The 16,362-nt window shown below is 54.1% G+C and carries 14 protein-coding genes; 3 read left to right on the top strand and 11 right to left on the bottom strand.

Translation table 11 applies throughout. The annotated features are described in order from the left end of the window. Positions 1–98 precede the first annotated feature (98 nt). The 3 genes from GGR27_RS11295 to GGR27_RS11285 form a co-directional block, all read right to left on the bottom strand. Positions 99–839, bottom strand: a complete 741-nt coding sequence (locus GGR27_RS11295; RefSeq protein WP_168037556.1) for an NIPSNAP family protein — start codon at positions 837–839, stop codon at positions 99–101. Positions 840–1,028: 189 nt separating this feature from the next. Next, positions 1,029–1,247: a hypothetical protein gene (locus tag GGR27_RS11290; protein WP_168037555.1), complete on the bottom strand. Its 219-nt coding sequence runs from the start codon at positions 1,245–1,247 to the stop codon at positions 1,029–1,031. Positions 1,248–1,669: 422 nt separating this feature from the next. Then, positions 1,670–2,581 carry a glutaminase gene (locus GGR27_RS11285; RefSeq protein WP_168037554.1) on the bottom strand — a complete coding sequence of 304 codons (912 nt, stop codon included), beginning with the start codon at positions 2,579–2,581 and terminating at the stop codon, positions 1,670–1,672. A 172-nt stretch (positions 2,582–2,753) separates the two neighbouring features. On the opposite strand from GGR27_RS11285, the gene GGR27_RS11280 reads away from it, so the two are divergent. After that, positions 2,754–3,725, top strand: coding sequence for a Fic family protein (locus GGR27_RS11280; protein ID WP_168037553.1), 972 nt, complete (start codon positions 2,754–2,756; stop codon positions 3,723–3,725). A 21-nt stretch (positions 3,726–3,746) separates the two neighbouring features. Here the strand turns inward: GGR27_RS11280 and aspS are convergent, their stop codons facing one another. The 3 genes from aspS to GGR27_RS11265 form a co-directional block, all read right to left on the bottom strand. Continuing rightward, a complete protein-coding gene (gene aspS / locus GGR27_RS11275; protein ID WP_168037552.1) occupies positions 3,747–5,519 on the bottom strand; it encodes an aspartate--tRNA ligase in 1,773 nt (590 codons plus the stop codon). Between the two features lie 91 nt (positions 5,520–5,610). Further along, positions 5,611–7,458 carry a bifunctional isocitrate dehydrogenase kinase/phosphatase gene (locus GGR27_RS11270; RefSeq protein WP_168037551.1) on the bottom strand — a complete coding sequence of 616 codons (1,848 nt, stop codon included), beginning with the start codon at positions 7,456–7,458 and terminating at the stop codon, positions 5,611–5,613. A gap of 326 nt (positions 7,459–7,784) precedes the next feature. Next, positions 7,785–8,594 carry a mechanosensitive ion channel family protein gene (locus tag GGR27_RS11265; RefSeq protein ID WP_168037550.1) on the bottom strand — a complete coding sequence of 270 codons (810 nt, stop codon included), beginning with the start codon at positions 8,592–8,594 and terminating at the stop codon, positions 7,785–7,787. Between the two features lie 119 nt (positions 8,595–8,713). On the opposite strand from GGR27_RS11265, the gene GGR27_RS11260 reads away from it, so the two are divergent. After that, complete coding sequence (locus GGR27_RS11260; RefSeq protein ID WP_168037549.1) at positions 8,714–9,208, top strand: regulatory protein RecX; 495 nt, start codon at positions 8,714–8,716, stop codon at positions 9,206–9,208. Between the two features lie 49 nt (positions 9,209–9,257). Here GGR27_RS11260 and GGR27_RS11255 read toward each other — a convergent pair whose 3' ends face one another. Next, positions 9,258–10,319 (bottom strand): isoaspartyl peptidase/L-asparaginase family protein, encoded by a 1,062-nt coding sequence (locus GGR27_RS11255; RefSeq protein WP_168037548.1) that lies wholly within the window; start codon positions 10,317–10,319, stop codon positions 9,258–9,260. A 212-nt stretch (positions 10,320–10,531) separates the two neighbouring features. Here GGR27_RS11255 and GGR27_RS11250 point away from each other — a divergent pair, with 212 nt between their 5' ends. Continuing rightward, on the top strand, positions 10,532–11,455 hold the full coding sequence (locus GGR27_RS11250; protein WP_168037547.1) for a DnaJ C-terminal domain-containing protein: 924 nt from the start codon (positions 10,532–10,534) through the stop codon (positions 11,453–11,455). 296 nt (positions 11,456–11,751) lie between these two features. Here GGR27_RS11250 and GGR27_RS11245 read toward each other — a convergent pair whose 3' ends face one another. From GGR27_RS11245 to GGR27_RS11230, 4 genes are all read right to left on the bottom strand, one after another. Then, the gene (locus GGR27_RS11245) at positions 11,752–12,552 is read right to left on the bottom strand and encodes a bacteriorhodopsin-like (protein WP_168037546.1); all 801 of its coding nucleotides are present in this window, start codon (positions 12,550–12,552) and stop codon (positions 11,752–11,754) included. Between the two features lie 37 nt (positions 12,553–12,589). Then, positions 12,590–13,618: a Brp/Blh family beta-carotene 15,15'-dioxygenase gene (locus GGR27_RS11240; RefSeq protein ID WP_168037545.1), complete on the bottom strand. Its 1,029-nt coding sequence runs from the start codon at positions 13,616–13,618 to the stop codon at positions 12,590–12,592. Between the two features lie 395 nt (positions 13,619–14,013). Further along, the gene (locus tag GGR27_RS11235; RefSeq protein WP_168037544.1) at positions 14,014–15,561 is read right to left on the bottom strand and encodes an MFS transporter; all 1,548 of its coding nucleotides are present in this window, start codon (positions 15,559–15,561) and stop codon (positions 14,014–14,016) included. Positions 15,562–15,572: 11 nt separating this feature from the next. After that, the gene (locus tag GGR27_RS11230) at positions 15,573–16,058 is read right to left on the bottom strand and encodes an OsmC family protein (RefSeq protein WP_168037543.1); all 486 of its coding nucleotides are present in this window, start codon (positions 16,056–16,058) and stop codon (positions 15,573–15,575) included. Positions 16,059–16,362 lie beyond the last annotated feature (304 nt).

Here is a 16,362-nt window from a genome sequence, read left to right as displayed (position 1 = left end):
GGAATAAGACGGGGCTAAGTATATCGCTGTGCACCAAGAGGAGGCGTGGACGCGGGTGCTATGCGGGTTGGGGCGGCAAAGGTAACTGGTGACGCCCCTTAAACTGGTTCTAAAAACAGGCGGCGAATGTTCGATACACTGTTAGCGTATTCCGGCTTACCGGACATTTTCTTCCAGGCGGGGTGTGGCCCAAACGTACCCCAGGCGGCGGAGCGTGCTTCCATGTTTTTGAATTGCAACATATACACCAGCGCGGGGCGGTAGGGCCCAGCAATCATCTTACCAAAGAAGACTGGCGTTAAGCCCACCTCGTAAAATAGCGGTATTTCTTCCGTATTAAACATGGCCACTTTGCGGCGGACGGCATCTTCGCTGTAACCTTCGTAAGTACGAAGTTCAAACAAACCTGCGTCGTCGGCAACGTCCGCTACGGTGGGCAGACTGACAAAGGGCTGCAGGAGCTGGCTACTGAACCGATTGTAAAGTGGTTTATCGGGGCCGACTGCGTCGTAGCTCGCATCAGCTGGTTGGTCCTGCGCGGCTAAGTACGTTTCGGCGGATGGGTAGCTGATCAGCACCCAAAGCTTAGCGGGTTGGGAGTCGCCCCGTTCCTTCATGATTCGTGGGGGAGAGCAACCCAGGGCTACGAGGTGTGGGCCGAGGACTTCACGCAGGTAGGTCAGGAGCAGGGTCTGCCCGCCCCCACCAAACTTCATTTCGTAGGTACGTAGCTCAATTAAGTGGCGACCGTCCGCGGGGAGCGATGCTCGGGGCTGGGCACCGATGAGGGGGGCAGCAGCCAGGGTGGCGGCGGCGGGCAAGAAGTGGCGTCGTTTCATGCTGGCAAGCTAAGCAAATACCGCAGACCACACGAAAGCCACTTTAGAGATTCATCAGAAAGTTTATTGTAAGGTTTGCCTCACTCGCGCAATCGTACCCGGCACCCACGGCCGCGCACAATACACGACGACGAATAAAGGATGCGTAAGTCGCACGCCCGGAGAAATAAAGATGGTTACCCGCGACAATTATGCGTAGGCGTCACTGGCGCTTTGCCCGCTGTTCTTAGCAATGGTAGATGCCCACAGCTTCTTGCGGCTAGTACCCGTCAAACGCTTGCGGAGCGCACCTGATTTTGCGAGGCCTTCCTCTTCCTTACGAAAGGCACGCTGCTGACGCGAGCGGCCCCACCAGAAGAGACCAAAAAAGAGGTAGAAGCAACTTAAAAAAATTAGGAAATAAATCATACTGAGAGAGGTGTTAGCAACACGTCAAAGGATTGTAGAGGGGGGCCACGTTAGGTTTCGGTCCCGACGACAAGGTCGAGCGTAAGCAAAACTGCTATCGATTGCTTTAATTTCGTATGATCACATCATCCAAAAGTAGAAAGGTTCCGTACTTAAAACTAGCGATGGTGAGAGGCCATCGGCTAAATCAGAAAATACGAGAGGGTAAAATGGAACCTGGAAAGTGGTCGTGAAATTATCGAAAACCCGTTCGAGGCTAATGATTGTGGGAACGGGGCGGGTAGGTCTACAATTCTTTAACTGAAGTTTATTTAATTCATGATGACCCAAATGTAAGGGGTAACAAATTAAGATACAAGTACATCATAACTATTTTTTCATAATATTATCGCTGACCTCCGGCATCCGCGCTAATAACCGTGCTAGAAAACACTCCCTCCCACCCTGGTGGTGAACTCCTCTAAAAAAGCCATTCCAAACTCGGAATTCCCTTTCGGATTCAGGGGTGGGCTCCAGACGGTGATGGCGTAGTTACCCGGCAGCACGGCCACGATGCCGCCCCCTACCCCACTCTTCCCCGGCAGGCCGACGCGGTAGGAGAACTCCCCCGCCTCGTCGTAAAAACCCGTCAGTTGCATGATGGCGTTGATCCGTTTGGACATACCACCAGTGACAATTTGCTGCCCGCTAAGCGGGCTCCGACCATGATTAGCGAGAAAAAGAAAGGTAGCCGAAACCTGGGCGCAGTTCATTTCCAGCGAACAGAGATGGCAGTAGAAGTTGAGGATTCGGTCCGTATCGTTGTCGATGTTTCCAAAAGAGCGCATGAATTCGATGAGCGCGCGGTGCCGGTCACTATTCGCCCGTTCGGACGCCGCGACGGCTTCGTTGTAGTTGATCGTTCCGTCTTGTGAAATGGAGCGAACGAACGCTAAGAGCTCCCGTTGCGGCTCGGCGAGGTAATCCAGCAGGACGTCGCAGACCACCAGGGCGCCGGCGTTCATCATCGGGTTGCGGGGGATGCCCCGGTCGGCTTCCAGTTGAATGAGACTGTTGAAGGGTGTTCCGGATGGTTCTACCCCGACGCGCTTCCACAGATTCTGGTCCAGGCGCTGATAGGCCATCGTGAGGGACAGTACCTTGGCGATCGACTGGATACTGAAGCCCTCGGCCGCGTCGCCGTAACTGAATTGCCGCCCGTCGACGGTCGTGGCGTGGACGCCGAATTTGGTGGGGTCGATCTTGCTGAGCTCGGGAATGTAGTCGGCTACCCGGCCGGTGTTGACGTTGGGGAGGCTGGCGTGGATTTCGGCGAAGAGGGCGGGGATGTTCATGTTCAACACTAAGTTAATAACCAGGACAGATTCATCACGCGCAAAGAGGTAAGTTAACTTCTCATGTGGTTAGATCACAAGTGTGCGCTAGGAATTTCCGTTGAGTATCAGCAAAACCACCCGATCATCATAAAACTTATCTTATCTTGTGATACTATCAAATGATACTATCATGTCCTATAAACCACCTTACCAATTAAGCTCAAGAATGATTATTTTGGTTGGAGAGATCAACCAACTGATCGGTCAGATCCAAGGGTACCAGTTACTCACGGGCGATCTGAAACTACGCAAGGAGAACAAAATAAAGACAATTATATCTAGCCTGGCGATTGAAGGCAATACACTTTCAGAAGAACAGGTCTCTGACATCATCGATGGTAAGCCCATCATGGGGCACCCAAGGGAGATACTTGAAGTCAAGAATGCATTAGCTGTCTACGACACCATAAAGTCTCTGAACTACAAAAATGAAGACCACCTATTACAAAGCCATAAAATTTTGATGCGGGGATTGTTAGACTCGCCCGGCAATTACCGGCAACGAGGCGTAGCGGTTTATGAGGGGCCGAAACCTATTCACATTGGACCACCGCACGGCATTGTACCGAGACTTATGGGACAGTTATTTGAATATATCACTGATTACGACGAAGAAACTATCATAAAAAGCTGTGTCTTCCACTATGAGTTTGAGTTTGTTCATCCTTTTATGGACGGCAATGGTCGAATGGGAAGATTGTGGCAAACGGTCATTCTGATGAGTAAATTTCCCGTGCTACAGTTCGTTCCGTTCGAAACAATCATTCATCAACGACAACAAGGATATTACCAAGCACTCGCAGATAGTCAGTCCGCTGTTTCTTCAGATCCTTTCATCTATTTCATGCTCGACGCGCTCAAAACGGCACTCGTGGTCGAAGCTAACCGAACCAACAACGTTCAAGATTTCGAAAGCAGGCTGATTGCATTCCGGGAGTATTTTTCCGGTACGGCATTCAGCCGAAAAGACTACCAGATTTATCACAAATCCGTTTCGTCCCCAACTGCATCACGCGATTTACTGCGCGGGGTAGAACTTGGCGTGTTGACAAAAAAGGGGAAGCAGCGAAATACGTTGTATGAATTTAAATTTGTGTCATAGAGAGTGAATGCAAAGTAGTTCCTACTCTGTCTCCCCTTCCACCGCAAGCGCCAAACTCAACTCCCGCAACTGCCCCCCGTCAATGGTAGCCGGCGCATCGATCATCACGTCCCGCCCCTGGTTGTTCTTGGGGAAAGCGATGAAATCTCGGATCGAACTCTGCCCGTTCATGACCGAGCACAAACGGTCGAAACCGAAAGCGATGCCGGCGTGCGGCGGGGCACCGTATTCGAACGCGCCCATCAGGAAACCAAACTGCTCCTCCGCCTCCTGGGGCGTGAAGCCAAGCAGTTCGAAGTTCTTTTCCTGCAACGCCCGGTCGTAGATCCGCACCGAACCGCCGCCGATCTCGGCACCGTTGATGACCAAATCGTAGGCGTCGGCCTTGAGTGACTTCATGGTATCGTGGTCGCCGGTGAGCATCCGTTCGACTTCCTCCTTTTTGGGGCTGGTGAACGGGTGGTGCATGGCGTGAAAACGCTTGCTGTCTTCGTCCCATTCCAGCAGGGGAAAATCCATTACCCAGAGCGGTTTGAACGTACCGGCCGGGATCATGTCGTATTCTTTCGCAACGTGCAGGCGGAGGTTACCGAGTTGCGTACGGCTCTTTTCGTCTTCACCGGAGATAACAAGCAGCAAGTCACCGGCTTCGGCACCGGTCTTCTCGGCCCACTTAGCAAGCTTCTCCTGATCGAAAAATTTATCTACGCTTGATTTGTAGGTACCGTCGGCATTACACTTTACGTAAACAAGCCCTTTCGCGCCGATCTGTGGCCGTTTGACCCAGTTCGTCAACCCGTCGAGCTGCTTACGCGTGAGGTCGGCTTTGCCGGGGACACGGATGGCTACGACTAATTCTGCGCCGTCAAAAACACCGAAGCCCTGATTTTGGGCGACGTCGTTGAGCTCAACTAATTCCATCCCGACCCGCAAATCAGGTTTATCGGAGCCGTAGAGACGGATCGCGTCGTCGTACTGCATCCGGGGGAAGTCGCCAAGGGTAATACCTTTTAATTCGGCAAAAACGTGTTTGGTGAGTCCTTCGAAGGTATTGAGCACGTCTTCTTGTTCCACAAAGGCCATTTCGCAATCAATCTGCGTAAACTCCGGTTGGCGGTCGGCGCGGAGGTCTTCGTCGCGGAAGCACTTTACAATCTGGAAATAACGGTCGTAACCGGCCACCATCAAGAGTTGCTTAAAGGTCTGGGGGCTCTGCGGCAGGGCGTAAAACTGACCTTCGTTGAGGCGGCTGGGCACGACGAAATCGCGCGCGCCTTCGGGTGTGGATTTGATGAGGAAGGGCGTTTCTATCTCCAAAAATTCCTTACCGCCGAGATAAGCGCGCACGGACAGGGCAAGCTTCGAGCGGAAGATGATGTTTTCCTGCAGGGGGTTCCGACGCAGGTCGAGGTAGCGGTACTGCATTCGGAGTTCGTCGCCGCCGTCGGTATCGTCTTCGATAGTGAAGGGCGGCGTTTTGGCTTTGTTCAACACCTTCAGTTCGCTAGCGATAATCTCGATGTTGCCCGTGTCGCGGTTGGGATTCTTGTTCGTCCGTTCCCTTACGGTACCTTTTACCTGGATGACGAACTCCCGCCCCAGTTTGCGGGCGCGGTCGGCGAGTTCGGCGTTATCATCCTGGTCAAAAACGATCTGGGTGATGCCGTAGCGGTCGCGGAGATCGACGAAGGTGAGTCCACCAAAATCACGGCCAATTTGGACCCAGCCGCTGAGGGTTACGTCGTTGCCGGCGTCGGCGAGTCTCAATTCTCCACAGTTGTGCGTACGGAACATTTTTGGTTTTTTTTTATTCTTTGGGGCGGCGAAGATACAATGTTAGCTGGCTTCGCCTTGTGGTTCGTTGCGTGGGTTAACCGCTTCACTTTTAGAACCGCAAATTACTCCGGTAAGGAAACACGTCCATGATTTCCCCGGCCAGCAAGCGCGTTTTGACGTCGTTCCAGTAATCCGCGTCAAAAATGTCGCCGTGGCGCTGGCGGAGGTAAGTCAGATTGGGGCCGGAGCGCATCAGGAAGCCGGGGAATTCTTCCGGGAAGATATCTTTGGGTCCGACAAAATACCACGGCTGGCTCGCCATTTCCTGCTCGTAGGTCTTGGCTTCGGGGATGTGGCGGAAGGTACATTCGGTGACGAGTTCGATCTCGTCGTAATCATAGAAAACGACGCGGTTGACGCGGGTGACGCCGAAGTTTTTTAGTAGGAGATCACCGGGAAAAATGTTGGCGCTGGCGAGCTGTTTGATGGCGCGGCCGTAGTCGCGGAGGGCTTTTTGGGCCATTTTCTCGTCAGCCGTTTCGAGGAAGATGTTGAGCGGCGTCATCTTTTTCTCGACGTAGACGTGGCTGATGAGCACCTGATCGCCGTCGATTTTGACCTTGGCGGCGGCGGTGTTTTGTAGTTCCGTGAGGCACTCGGTGGCGAAGCGGTCGCGGGGTAAACTGAGTTTTTGAAAGAGGTAGCTGTCGGCCATCCGGCCCACGCGGTCGTGGGTGCTGACGAGTTCGTATTTTTCCTTGACGACCGCGGCAGTCACTTGTTTGGGTGGTGCGAATTTGTCGCGGATGATCTTGAAGACCATGTTCAGCCGTGGCATCGTGAAGACGTACATCACCATGCCGGGGATACCGGGGGCGGTGATGAATAGCTCGGGGCTTAATTCACTTTGCTCCTTTGGAGTATTTCCTTGCACCCGCGTCAGCGCCCCATTCTGCTCTTTTAGCTGTGCTGCTACCTTCTGCTTTTGCGCGGTCGCCGGTGCCGGGTTAATGATGGGAAGAGCCGTGCGGCGAAAGTGGCGACGGAGCTCCCGATAAAAGACCGTTTTGCCGTGTTTCTCGAAGCCGATGGCGTTGTACAACTCGCTGATCGCCTTGGTGGGCATAAAGGTCTGGAGGAAATCGACCATGTCGCTCGGCACCGTGATGTCAGCCAAAAAATAACTCCGATGGTAGCTAAAAATGGAGGTGACCTGATCGGTTTCCAGCAGCAGGGCATCGACAAATATGCCTCTTTCGGGTGTGTGCAGTAGTGGCAAAATATACGGATACACCCGCCCTTCCCGCAGGTAGCGCCCGACTACGTAAGCCGATTTATTACGGTAAAAAACGGACGTAAGCACCTCCAACGTGTCGCTCGACGTGATGCCACCCAGATCGGCGGTCAGCTCCAGCCACCGGCGGTTGATACGTTCGGCATCCCGCGCCTTGTTTTCCCAGCGCGCGTCAAAAACCACCGTGTTCAACACTTGCTGGGCTACTGAAAGGGGCGTTTGGCCCCGTAGTTTAAATTCGTGGCTGATGCTGGCCATGCCCTTGAACTCCCGGTAGTCGCCCGTCCGGGAAACAAACATCAGCTCGCTGTCCGCCCCGACCGCGTGAAAGTGGCGGTAGACGCTGTTGTAAAAGGTCTCGGCGATGTTACGCGTGTCGAAATGAGCAATATCCTCGGCGTAAGCTTGCTTGACATCCGCCCAGAAAGCCGGCGCCGCCCAGGTATCGCCGAGCGCCGCGACGATGTTTTTGGTCGTCTGATCCACAATGTCACGGTAAAGCGTGATTCGGGTACGCGCGTCCGCCTGCGTTCCGTGCCAGTCTCTACGTTCGAACCGGACTTTAGCGCGCTTCGTGATGATCTTGAAGCGGTAGTAGTAATCGAGGTAACCCATTAGAAATTGGTGGGAGACTTCGTAGTGCTGTAGTTCGGGGAATTTCATTAGGCGGTAGGCTGGTAGGCGGTAGGCGGTAGGCGGTAGGCGGTAGGCGGTAGGCGGTAGGTTAGTTCGATTTAATGACAATAAGTAGTTGGACAATATTATTATAACATTTTGACGAGCGTAGCGAGCTGCCTCGTCTCCCCTCTACCTTCGGAGAGGGGCCGGGGGAGAGGGTTACAAGATGTACGTTTAATATTGTCCGAGTACTTACTAATTTATATCAATATCATTTTATATCAACAAGGTACACCTACAATGCCTGTAGTACGGTCCTACCGCCTAATTCTTCCTACCGCCTACACGCCTACCGCCTACGGTCCTACCACCTAACTCTTAACGTGTACGTCCATCTGCGGATAAGGAATGCCAATATCGTGCTTATCAAACGCCTTTTTCACCTGCTCCGTAATGTGGAACGTGGCCGGCCAGTAGTTGTCGTTGATGGTCCAGACGCGGACGGTGAAGTCGACGCTGGAGTCATTGAGGGTTTTGACGAACACATCGACGGGGCGGGTTTGGTCGACCATCTCCGCGCCGGCGATCACTTCGCGGATCACGTCACGCGCCTGGTCAATGTCGTCGTCGTAGCCGATACCGAAGGTCATGTCGACGCGGCGGATGCCCTGGGCGGTCATGTTCTGAATGGCGTTGCCCATCACGTTGCCGTTCGGGATGATAATGAGTCGGTTGTCGAGCGTGGTGAGGATGGTATTAAAGACCTGGATTTCCTTTACCGTGCCGGAGTACCCATCCGCCGTGATGTAATCTCCCACCTTGAAGGGGCGAAAGGTGAGTACCAGGATACCGCTGGCGAAGTGACCGAGATTACCCTGTAGCGCCAGGCCGACGGCCAGGGAGAGGGCGGAAAGGATAGCGATGAAGGAAGTTGTCTCCACGCCAAACATTCCCGCTACGGAGAGGATTAGCAGGATCTTGAGTCCGATCCCGAAAAAACTGGTAATGAACCCGGTTACGCTGTAATCGAAGTTCTTGGTAACGAGGTAGTCCTTCAGTTTGGCAACTCCCCAGTTAATCAACTTGAACCCAACGATGAGCAACAACAGCCCCGCCAGGATCTTAAACCCTACTTCCAGGAAAACCGGCTCGTAGTTCTCCCACATCCTTCCAAAATCCATCTTCGTTAATTTTGGGCGTGAAGGTATGTAATCTTAGCGCGGACGCGAGAACCCCGAACAACTTCCTACGATTTGTTTTATCTTTACGTCCAACAAGTTCCTCACTTTAAACAATTCCCGTGTACTACCGGCCGAAACAGGAGAAAAAGGTCGTTTATACCCGCGATCAGGCCCTGGAGGCCCTGCAACATTTCTGCGCCTACCAGGACCGTTGTCACAAGGAGGCCCGCCAGAAACTCCGTGAACTACACTGCTTCGGTCACGAAGCTGAGGAAGTTATCTGTGACCTCATCGCCGAGAAGTACCTCGACGACGAACGCTTCGCCCGCAGTTTCGCGCGCGGTAAATTCAAGATCAAGCGTTGGGGGCGGATGAAGATTACCCGCGAACTCAGACAGCGGGACATTTCGGCCTACTGCATCAAAAAAGGCCTGAGTGAGATTGAACCGGAAGCTTATCAGGAGACGATGGAGAAGGAGCTACTGCGCCGGGAAAAGATTGCTACGCGGGGGTTGCATCCGTATCTAAAGCGGAAAAAGTTGGCGGATTATATGTTTCAGCGGGGGTATGAGAGTTACTTGACTTGGGAGGCTATTAATCGGTTGGAGTTGTAGGTAATTATAAAAGGCCGTAAGTATCCTAAATCGACGCGTACGCACTTCCTCACTTAGCATCATAAAAATCCACCACCCGCTCCCCACCAGCCTTCAAATATCCCCGGTACATCCCCGGCGTGTTGAACGGCATGGCAACGTTGCCATCCTTATCTAGCGCGATCAGGCCGCCAGTTCCGCCCTTGTTGGTCAGGGTTTTGTTGATCACCGCGTCGGCTGCCTCCAGCACGGTCGCGCCGCCGTAAGCCATCCGCGCGTGGACGTCGTAGGCCACGGCGTAACGGATAAAGTACTCTCCCCAACCGGTGCAGCTCACGCCGCAGGTGGCGTTGTCGGCGTAGGTGCCCGCGCCGATGATGGGGCTGTCGCCGAGGCGATTGTAGCGCTTGTTGGTCATGCCCCCGGTGGAGGTGCCGGCGGCTAGGTTGCCGGATTTATCGAGCGCCACGCAGCCGACGGTACCGTATTTACGGTCAATCTCTTCGATAATCCGGCCGCCTTCCATGTTTTCTCGCTCCACGCGTTCGCCTTCGAGGGCCCGTTGCAAACCCTGGAAGCGGCCTTCGGTGTAAAAGTATTTCGGGTCGACGGTTTCCAGCCCCTGCTCGGTGGCGAAGTCGTTCGCGCCCTTGCCGGATAGCAGTACGTGTTCGGATTTATCGAGCACGGCCCGGGCGGCGGAGATCGGGTGTTTGATGGTCGTCACGCCCCCGACGGCCCCGGCGTTCTGGTCGTGGCCGGTCATAAAACTGGCGTCCATTTCGTTGATGCCCGCGTTGGTAAATACCGCGCCCTTGCCGGCATTGAAGTACTCGCTGTCTTCCATTACCCAGATCGTCGCTTCCACGGCGTCGGCCGCGCTCCCGCCCCCACTCAGGATCTTTTCGCCAGCGTCCATCGCCGCATTCATAGCCGCGCGGATGCCTGTTTCCTTCTCGGGTGTCATATTTTCGGGCAGGATCGTGCCAGCCCCTCCGTGGATCACCATCGCGTATTCAAGCCGTTCGGTAGCAACGGGCTGCTCTTGCGCGTTGACTTCGGCGGTGGCTTGCGGCTTATCTTCACAAGTAAATAAGGTAGCGGCTAACATTAAGAGCAGAACGATTCTCATTGGTACGGATTTTGCACGTAAGATAGCGCAGTCGGGCGTCCCGATAGTTATCGGGACAGGTGCAAGGTCTGGGGACTTGAGCAGTAATTTCAGAACGGCTCTTCCTCCTCTCTTCTCCTTCTCCCTCCTCAACTTCCTCTGGAAACCGCCGGAGGCACCCTGCTTCCCCCAAATCCCCCCGCACCCGCGACCGCGCAAAAAGAATTCACCCCATGGCAACCTTCATAGACTACTACAAAACTCTCGGCATAACCAAAGAAGCCGACGAAAAGGCCATCAAAAAGGCCTTCCGAAAACTAGCCCGCAAGCACCACCCCGACCTAAACGAAGGCGACGCCGCGGCCGAGCAAAAATTCAAGGCCATCAACGAAGCCAATGCCGTGCTGTCCGATAAAGACAAGCGCAAAAAGTACGATAAATACGGCAAGGACTGGGAGCACGCCGATGCCTACGAAGCGGCCGGTGGGCGGGGGCGCGGCAATCCCTTCGGCGGCGGCCAGGGTTATACCTATTCCGGTGGCGGCGGCGATTATTCCGATTTCTTCAGCCAGATGTTCGACGGCCAGGGCGGCGGCAACCCCTTCGGTGGTGGTGGATTCGGTGGCGGCGGCAGACGACGGACCTTCAAGGGCCAGGACCTGGAAGCTAATCTGCGCGTCAACTTTACGGACATCCTGGAGGATACCAAGCAAGTCATTACCGTCGGCGGGAAGCAACTCCGCATCACCATCCCCGCCGGCGTGGAGGACGGGCAAAAACTACGCCTGCGCGGCCAGGGCGGTGCCGGACCGAACGGCGGCCAGGCGGGCGATCTGTACCTCACTTTCCAGGTGGCTACGCCCGCGGAATATCGCCGGGAAGGGGCTGATCTTTACAAAACGGTAGATGTTCCTTTAACGACGATGGTCCTCGGTGGTAAAGTCGAAGTAACGACGCCGAGTGGCACGGTCAACATCCCCATCGCGGAACTGAGCCAGCCCGGTAAGCGGATGCGGCTGAAGGGCAAAGGGCTTCCTATTTATAAGAAAGAAGAATCGGGTCATTTGTACCTGGACCTTCAGGCTCAGTTACCAACTACGTTGACCGATGAAGAACGTGCGGCTTTTGAGCAGCTGAAGGAACTGGAGCAAAGCTAAATTACTTCGCCAACGTTATGGTGATGGCCATACTACTGGACACTTTCCCCAGACGCTTGGAGGACCTCAATAATTACGCCTTCGGCTTCACGGCAGAGGACGCTCCAGGGTCCTCAAATAGGTTTTTGGAAACTTGGAGCGTCTCGAAACTAAAGCGTAGCGAAGGGTTTCGAGTCCTCCAAGCGTCCGATTTGAAAATGTCCAGTAGTGTGGTTTATGGCACAAAGAAAGGCCCCTTCCCATGAGGTGGAAAGGGGCCTAAGCATTTAGAATAGCGCAGTTGTAAACTGTTTGGCTTACTTAACTACTACTACGGTATCGGTATCGTTGTCACCTTCGCGAACCGTCCGGTTGCTGTCGTAATTGACCTTATCGGACTTAGAAATGGCCAGCGCGTAAATCACCAGACCGAAACCGATCTTGTTGATGGCGTCACCGATGTTGTAGAACAAATCGAGGCTCTCGGGGGCGAGAAGGCCATCGAGGAAACCACCGGGGATGGTCATGTAACCAATCGGGTAAATGGCCCAGCCGGCAAAGACGAACCAACCCAGGGCCTTAATGGCACCGAGTAGCTTAGGGTCATTACTGTTCTCAGCCAATTTACGGGCGGAACCGAACCATGCTTCGTACAGAATACCGACGTAACCAATGGTAGAGATCGTACCCCAAAGGATAGAATTATCACGATCAACGGCTTCACCGATGTAACCGGCGACGAGCATGAGTAATGAGTAGAAAATCAACTTCCACAATAGCGATTGCGTGGCACCCACCGCACGAAGAATGAGGAAAAATTCTACACACATCAGGGGGACGGTCAAGATCCAGTCGATATAGCGCAGTTCCGTAGGGGAGGTTCCCGTTTCGGCCCAGAAGTCGCGCATGTAGAAATAGTGAACGGCGGCAATGAAAGTAATGAGCCCCGCTACGAGCATACTATCCCGCCACTTCCCTTCTACCTGTGTCGTTTGGAAGAAGAAAAATACGGTAGCCGCCATCATGGCCATGGAGCCGATGAAGAAAGTGAACCCTACGTAATCGCCCGACTGGATCGAGGCGATGAAGAAAGAGGGTATGTGTGAAAGTAAACCCATAAGTATTTGGAATTAATGTGTGATACCCGCGCCCCCTTTATACGTAAGTGGGGGTAGCGGATGGAGATTGTGTGAATGATATTCGCTCCGCGCCGTCCTCCTTACGGGGGAGGTCGGGCGGATTATCGTTGGGTGACCAGCTCGTATAAAGCTGCTCAACTAGTAGCATGTGGGGCATCGTTAACAGCGAGATAAAGACGAAGACGCCGCCAATGATTGCGGGGCGTAGCGCGGCTTCCGGGCCGGGGCCGAACCAGACGATCAGGCAGAAGGCAAGCGCGCCCACGACGGTTGTGCCGATTCCGACGGATAGTTTTTGTCGAAGGTCCCGGGACATTCTTCGTTCGAAAAACTGCATTTGATCCTGAATCGAACTAAGGGAATGCCAGAAAACGAAGTAGATAGTGAAACCAAGTAGCAGACTATTCGTGAAAAATAGCAACGTTAACAGCGCGTAGGCGAGAAGTTCCAGTACCGTGCGGCGGGTATCCAGCACGCCGCGCATTTTCAGTGTCGTGATGGTGACGACGTTTGCTAAGCCCAGGACGGCGATAATCCAATATACGGAATCAAGCGCTGGTGTGGCGATAACCGTATCGGTCATCGTAGCTACGATGGCAGCGGCTTCCTCGGCGTGTAATAAGATGGGAGTCAGTAGCACGCCCATCCCCCACAGCAAATAATGCGCCCTGGCCGTAAAGGTGGGGCGCTGCTCCGTATCTACCCAGTTCGACTGCCCAAAATGGTAGACGGAAAGCAAGATAAAGATACCGAATGCTACCAGTGGCAGTAGGTACCAGACCAGTCCGTAAGCGGCAATGATGCCTAGGTAAGCTAAGTAAAACCGCCCTTTTCCTTCTCCTTGCCCCCCCTGGCGGAGGGCCAAGAATAGGCCGTGGTCAGTAGCCCCGTGCGGTAGCCCGAGCAACAGCATCATGCCCAAAACTAAGAATGGCTCGTACCCCGCCAGGAAGCCCGTTGCGAAGAAGCCAAGGCCGATAAAGGCGAGCGTTACGAGTACTACGGGAAGGGTGACCCCACCCGCACGACGTGGCGGTAAATTCATGACCCCGATGTTAGTGAACCATTAACGGCGTGGCCGATGACGAGCGGCCGTAGAGAAACAGAGCTATCTCATAAAATTGCGTGCGAACCGTGAGCGAAATTTTCGATTTGTAAAAATTTCGATCCCAAAATTAAGTTCGGCTTTGAAGCACCTAACTTGGTTTTTGCAATTAGGTTTTGATAATTGATGATTATCTGCGTAGTACCGGGGTGGCCAGCGGTAGGGTCATCCCGTTCACGCTATTTACCCTCCCCTTGAGTAAACAGTGGTCATTACCGAATTAACCTACGCCGTACGTGTTTCCCCTGCACCCGCGACCGCGCAAATTAATCAAATCAGAAACACTGAGCGCTGGACATAAGCTGTGAACCGAGTGGGTTCACGTGCTGACGAGGTCAGGCGACTACGGTAAAATAGCTGGTGTTCCAAGTAGCCCCCCGCTCCCTTAGCCACTGGTGGATCTCTTCTGTCCGCTCGCTATCCTCCCGCGTCACGTGGTGGGCGTGTCGCTCCAGTTCGCGATGGGAATACTGGACGTAGAACTCAATGAGCCGGGTGCGGTCTTCCGGGTAGGACAGCAGGCCCCATTTGAGGGCACCGGCGCGGTAACGTTTGTTGCGGAGCTTCCGAAGGCGTGCCACGGCCTCGTCGTAGTTGGCTTCGCCCAGTTCGTAGGTATGCACGATGCGGATGCACCCGGTCGGCTCGGAATCGAATTTCGGAACCGGATAGTCCTCGACGGCGCGTAGATCGGCATTTTCCGCCTGGTTGAGCGGAAAGCGCATGCCGAGTGGAATGAGCAGCGCCCCGACGCCGGCGGCGGCCAAATAAGCGGTTTGCAGGCTACTGGCGTCCGATAACGCACCCCAGAGGGCACTGCCGATGGCGAGGCTACCGGACATGGCCATGATGAAAAACGCCATCCCCCGGGCCCCGTACCAAATCGGCAGCGCGTACTGAGAAGAAGTGATCAGGCTGGTAAACCCGATCTGCCACGCGGCCCCGGCGATGAAGGTGGCCATGATGGCGACGACTTCGCTGTCGGTAATGCCGATGGCGAGTAATCCAGCGCTCATTAAAGCCGAAACGACGACGATCAGCGGTCCGCCGTTGATCACGCTGGTAATTTTATCCCCCAGGACTCCGGAAATTACCGCGCCTACGCCAGCCGCTCCCAAAAGATAACCGTAAAGATCCGCCCCACCACCGAGGCGTTCCCGTGCAACCAAGGGCATCAAAGCCCAGAGGGCGCCGGCACTGAAGAAAAACAAGACGGACCGCAAGATGGAGTTATAGAGAGAAGGTGTGTAGCGCAAAAACCGTAGGGAAGCGCCCATGGCCAGCCGTAAAGGTTCCGGCGGGAGGTTTCCTTCTTCCTCGCGCTTGTACTTCCAGGAGAATAGCACGACGATCACCGCTACGTAAGAAAGCGCGTCGATCCAAAAAGGTAGGTCGATAGTGTAGTTTGCGATGAGCAATCCGCCGAGGATCGGCCCGACGGCGCGGGCGAAGTTGAAAGCGATGCTACTGAACGACATGGCCGTGCGGAGCCGATCACGCTCTACTAGCTGGGGAATGATCGCGGACATGACCGGCCCGGCGAAGGCCGCCCCTACCCCGTTCATCAAGGTGAAGAATAACAACAGATTTACACTGGCGATGCCCACCATAACCAGGTAGGCGAATAGCAGCGTATTCAAGACGAGAAAAGCCTGGCTGGCGATGACGATCCGGCGGCGATCGTATAAATCGCCAACGGCACCTGCCGGCACGGCTAACAAGAGCATCGGCAACAGAGAGGCTGTTTGCACCAGCGATACCGACAGGGCGGAAGAGCCCAGGTCGGTCATTAGCCAACCGGCCCCCACGGCGAACAGCCAGGTACCTACGTTCGAGACAAAAGTCGCGAAGACGAAGAGGAGGAAAAACTTATTCTTGAACATAACAAGCTGGTCTAAATCGCCGCGGCCATTACCGACCCCGCGATCTCTACGGGGAAGTTGACCGACCGGGCGATGAAACAAAATTTGTGGGCCTCGGCGTGTAATTCTCCCGCCTTGGTCACCATGCTTTCTTCCGCTACGGTGACTTTGGGGCGTAGCTTTATCGACACGAACGCGCCGCCGCCATCCGGACTTTCTTCCATCACGCCTTCGGGCTGGTCTTCGTAGGCAGTCACTACAATTTTATTGGCGCTACAGATATTCAGGTACCAGAGCATGTGACAGGCGGCGAGGGATTGCAAAAGTAGGTCTTCCGGGCAGTAACGGGTGGCGTCGCCGAGGAATGCGGGGTCGGAGGAGCCAAGGATGGTGTGTTGTTTGCCGGGTGGGGTGAACTCGTGGTCGCGGGAGTAGGAGCGGGCGTTTTTGGTGCCCTTGTTTTTGTCGTTACCCACCCAGTTGAGTTGGGTTTGGTAGTGGTGTTGTTTGTTGCTCATGGGGGGAAAGTAATTCTTGAAAGTACGGGTGAATTGGTTTAGATAATTTGGTAGCTGGCTTGGTGCAAATGATACTAGCACGAGAATCTCCAAGTGTTTTTTTTACCACACAAAACACAAAAGGGACAAAAAACACAAAATGAAACTTGGACCACACGCACCGCTTTTGAGTGCTTTGCTTTTCCTTTTGTGAGTTTTGTGTTCTCTCGCTTAGCTAGCTTTTACGCTGAAGGCCTCTAGCACAAAACCAGTCGACCAATCAGTAACCGACGTTACGCAGATTTTATCGCCACATAAACACAAA

The sequence above is a fragment of the Neolewinella antarctica genome (genome assembly GCF_011927835.1).
GTDB classification, from domain to species: domain Bacteria; phylum Bacteroidota; class Bacteroidia; order Chitinophagales; family Saprospiraceae; genus Neolewinella; species Neolewinella antarctica.
The sequence above is the reverse complement of the archived record's forward strand: the minus strand, read 5'-3'. Positions and strand labels throughout refer to the sequence as shown.

Bases quoted from the DNA above. Each gene is read 5' to 3' on its own strand.
- GGR27_RS11295 (WP_168037556.1), bottom strand. From the start codon at position 839: ATGAAACGACGCCACTTCTTGCCCGCCGCCGCCACCCTGGCTGCTGCC.
- GGR27_RS11290 (WP_168037555.1), bottom strand. From the start codon at position 1,247: ATGATTTATTTCCTAATTTTTTTAAGTTGCTTCTACCTCTTTTTTGGT.
- GGR27_RS11285 (WP_168037554.1), bottom strand. From the start codon at position 2,581: ATGAACATCCCCGCCCTCTTCGCCGAAATCCACGCCAGCCTCCCCAAC.
- GGR27_RS11280 (WP_168037553.1), top strand. From the start codon at position 2,754: ATGTCCTATAAACCACCTTACCAATTAAGCTCAAGAATGATTATTTTG.
- aspS (WP_168037552.1), bottom strand. From the start codon at position 5,519: ATGTTCCGTACGCACAACTGTGGAGAATTGAGACTCGCCGACGCCGGC.
- GGR27_RS11270 (WP_168037551.1), bottom strand. From the start codon at position 7,458: ATGAAATTCCCCGAACTACAGCACTACGAAGTCTCCCACCAATTTCTA.
- GGR27_RS11265 (WP_168037550.1), bottom strand. From the start codon at position 8,594: ATGGATTTTGGAAGGATGTGGGAGAACTACGAGCCGGTTTTCCTGGAA.
- GGR27_RS11255 (WP_168037548.1), bottom strand. From the start codon at position 10,319: ATGAGAATCGTTCTGCTCTTAATGTTAGCCGCTACCTTATTTACTTGT.
- GGR27_RS11250 (WP_168037547.1), top strand. From the start codon at position 10,532: ATGGCAACCTTCATAGACTACTACAAAACTCTCGGCATAACCAAAGAA.
- GGR27_RS11245 (WP_168037546.1), bottom strand. From the start codon at position 12,552: ATGGGTTTACTTTCACACATACCCTCTTTCTTCATCGCCTCGATCCAG.
- GGR27_RS11240 (WP_168037545.1), bottom strand. From the start codon at position 13,618: ATGAATTTACCGCCACGTCGTGCGGGTGGGGTCACCCTTCCCGTAGTA.
- GGR27_RS11235 (WP_168037544.1), bottom strand. From the start codon at position 15,561: ATGTTCAAGAATAAGTTTTTCCTCCTCTTCGTCTTCGCGACTTTTGTC.
- GGR27_RS11230 (WP_168037543.1), bottom strand. From the start codon at position 16,058: ATGAGCAACAAACAACACCACTACCAAACCCAACTCAACTGGGTGGGT.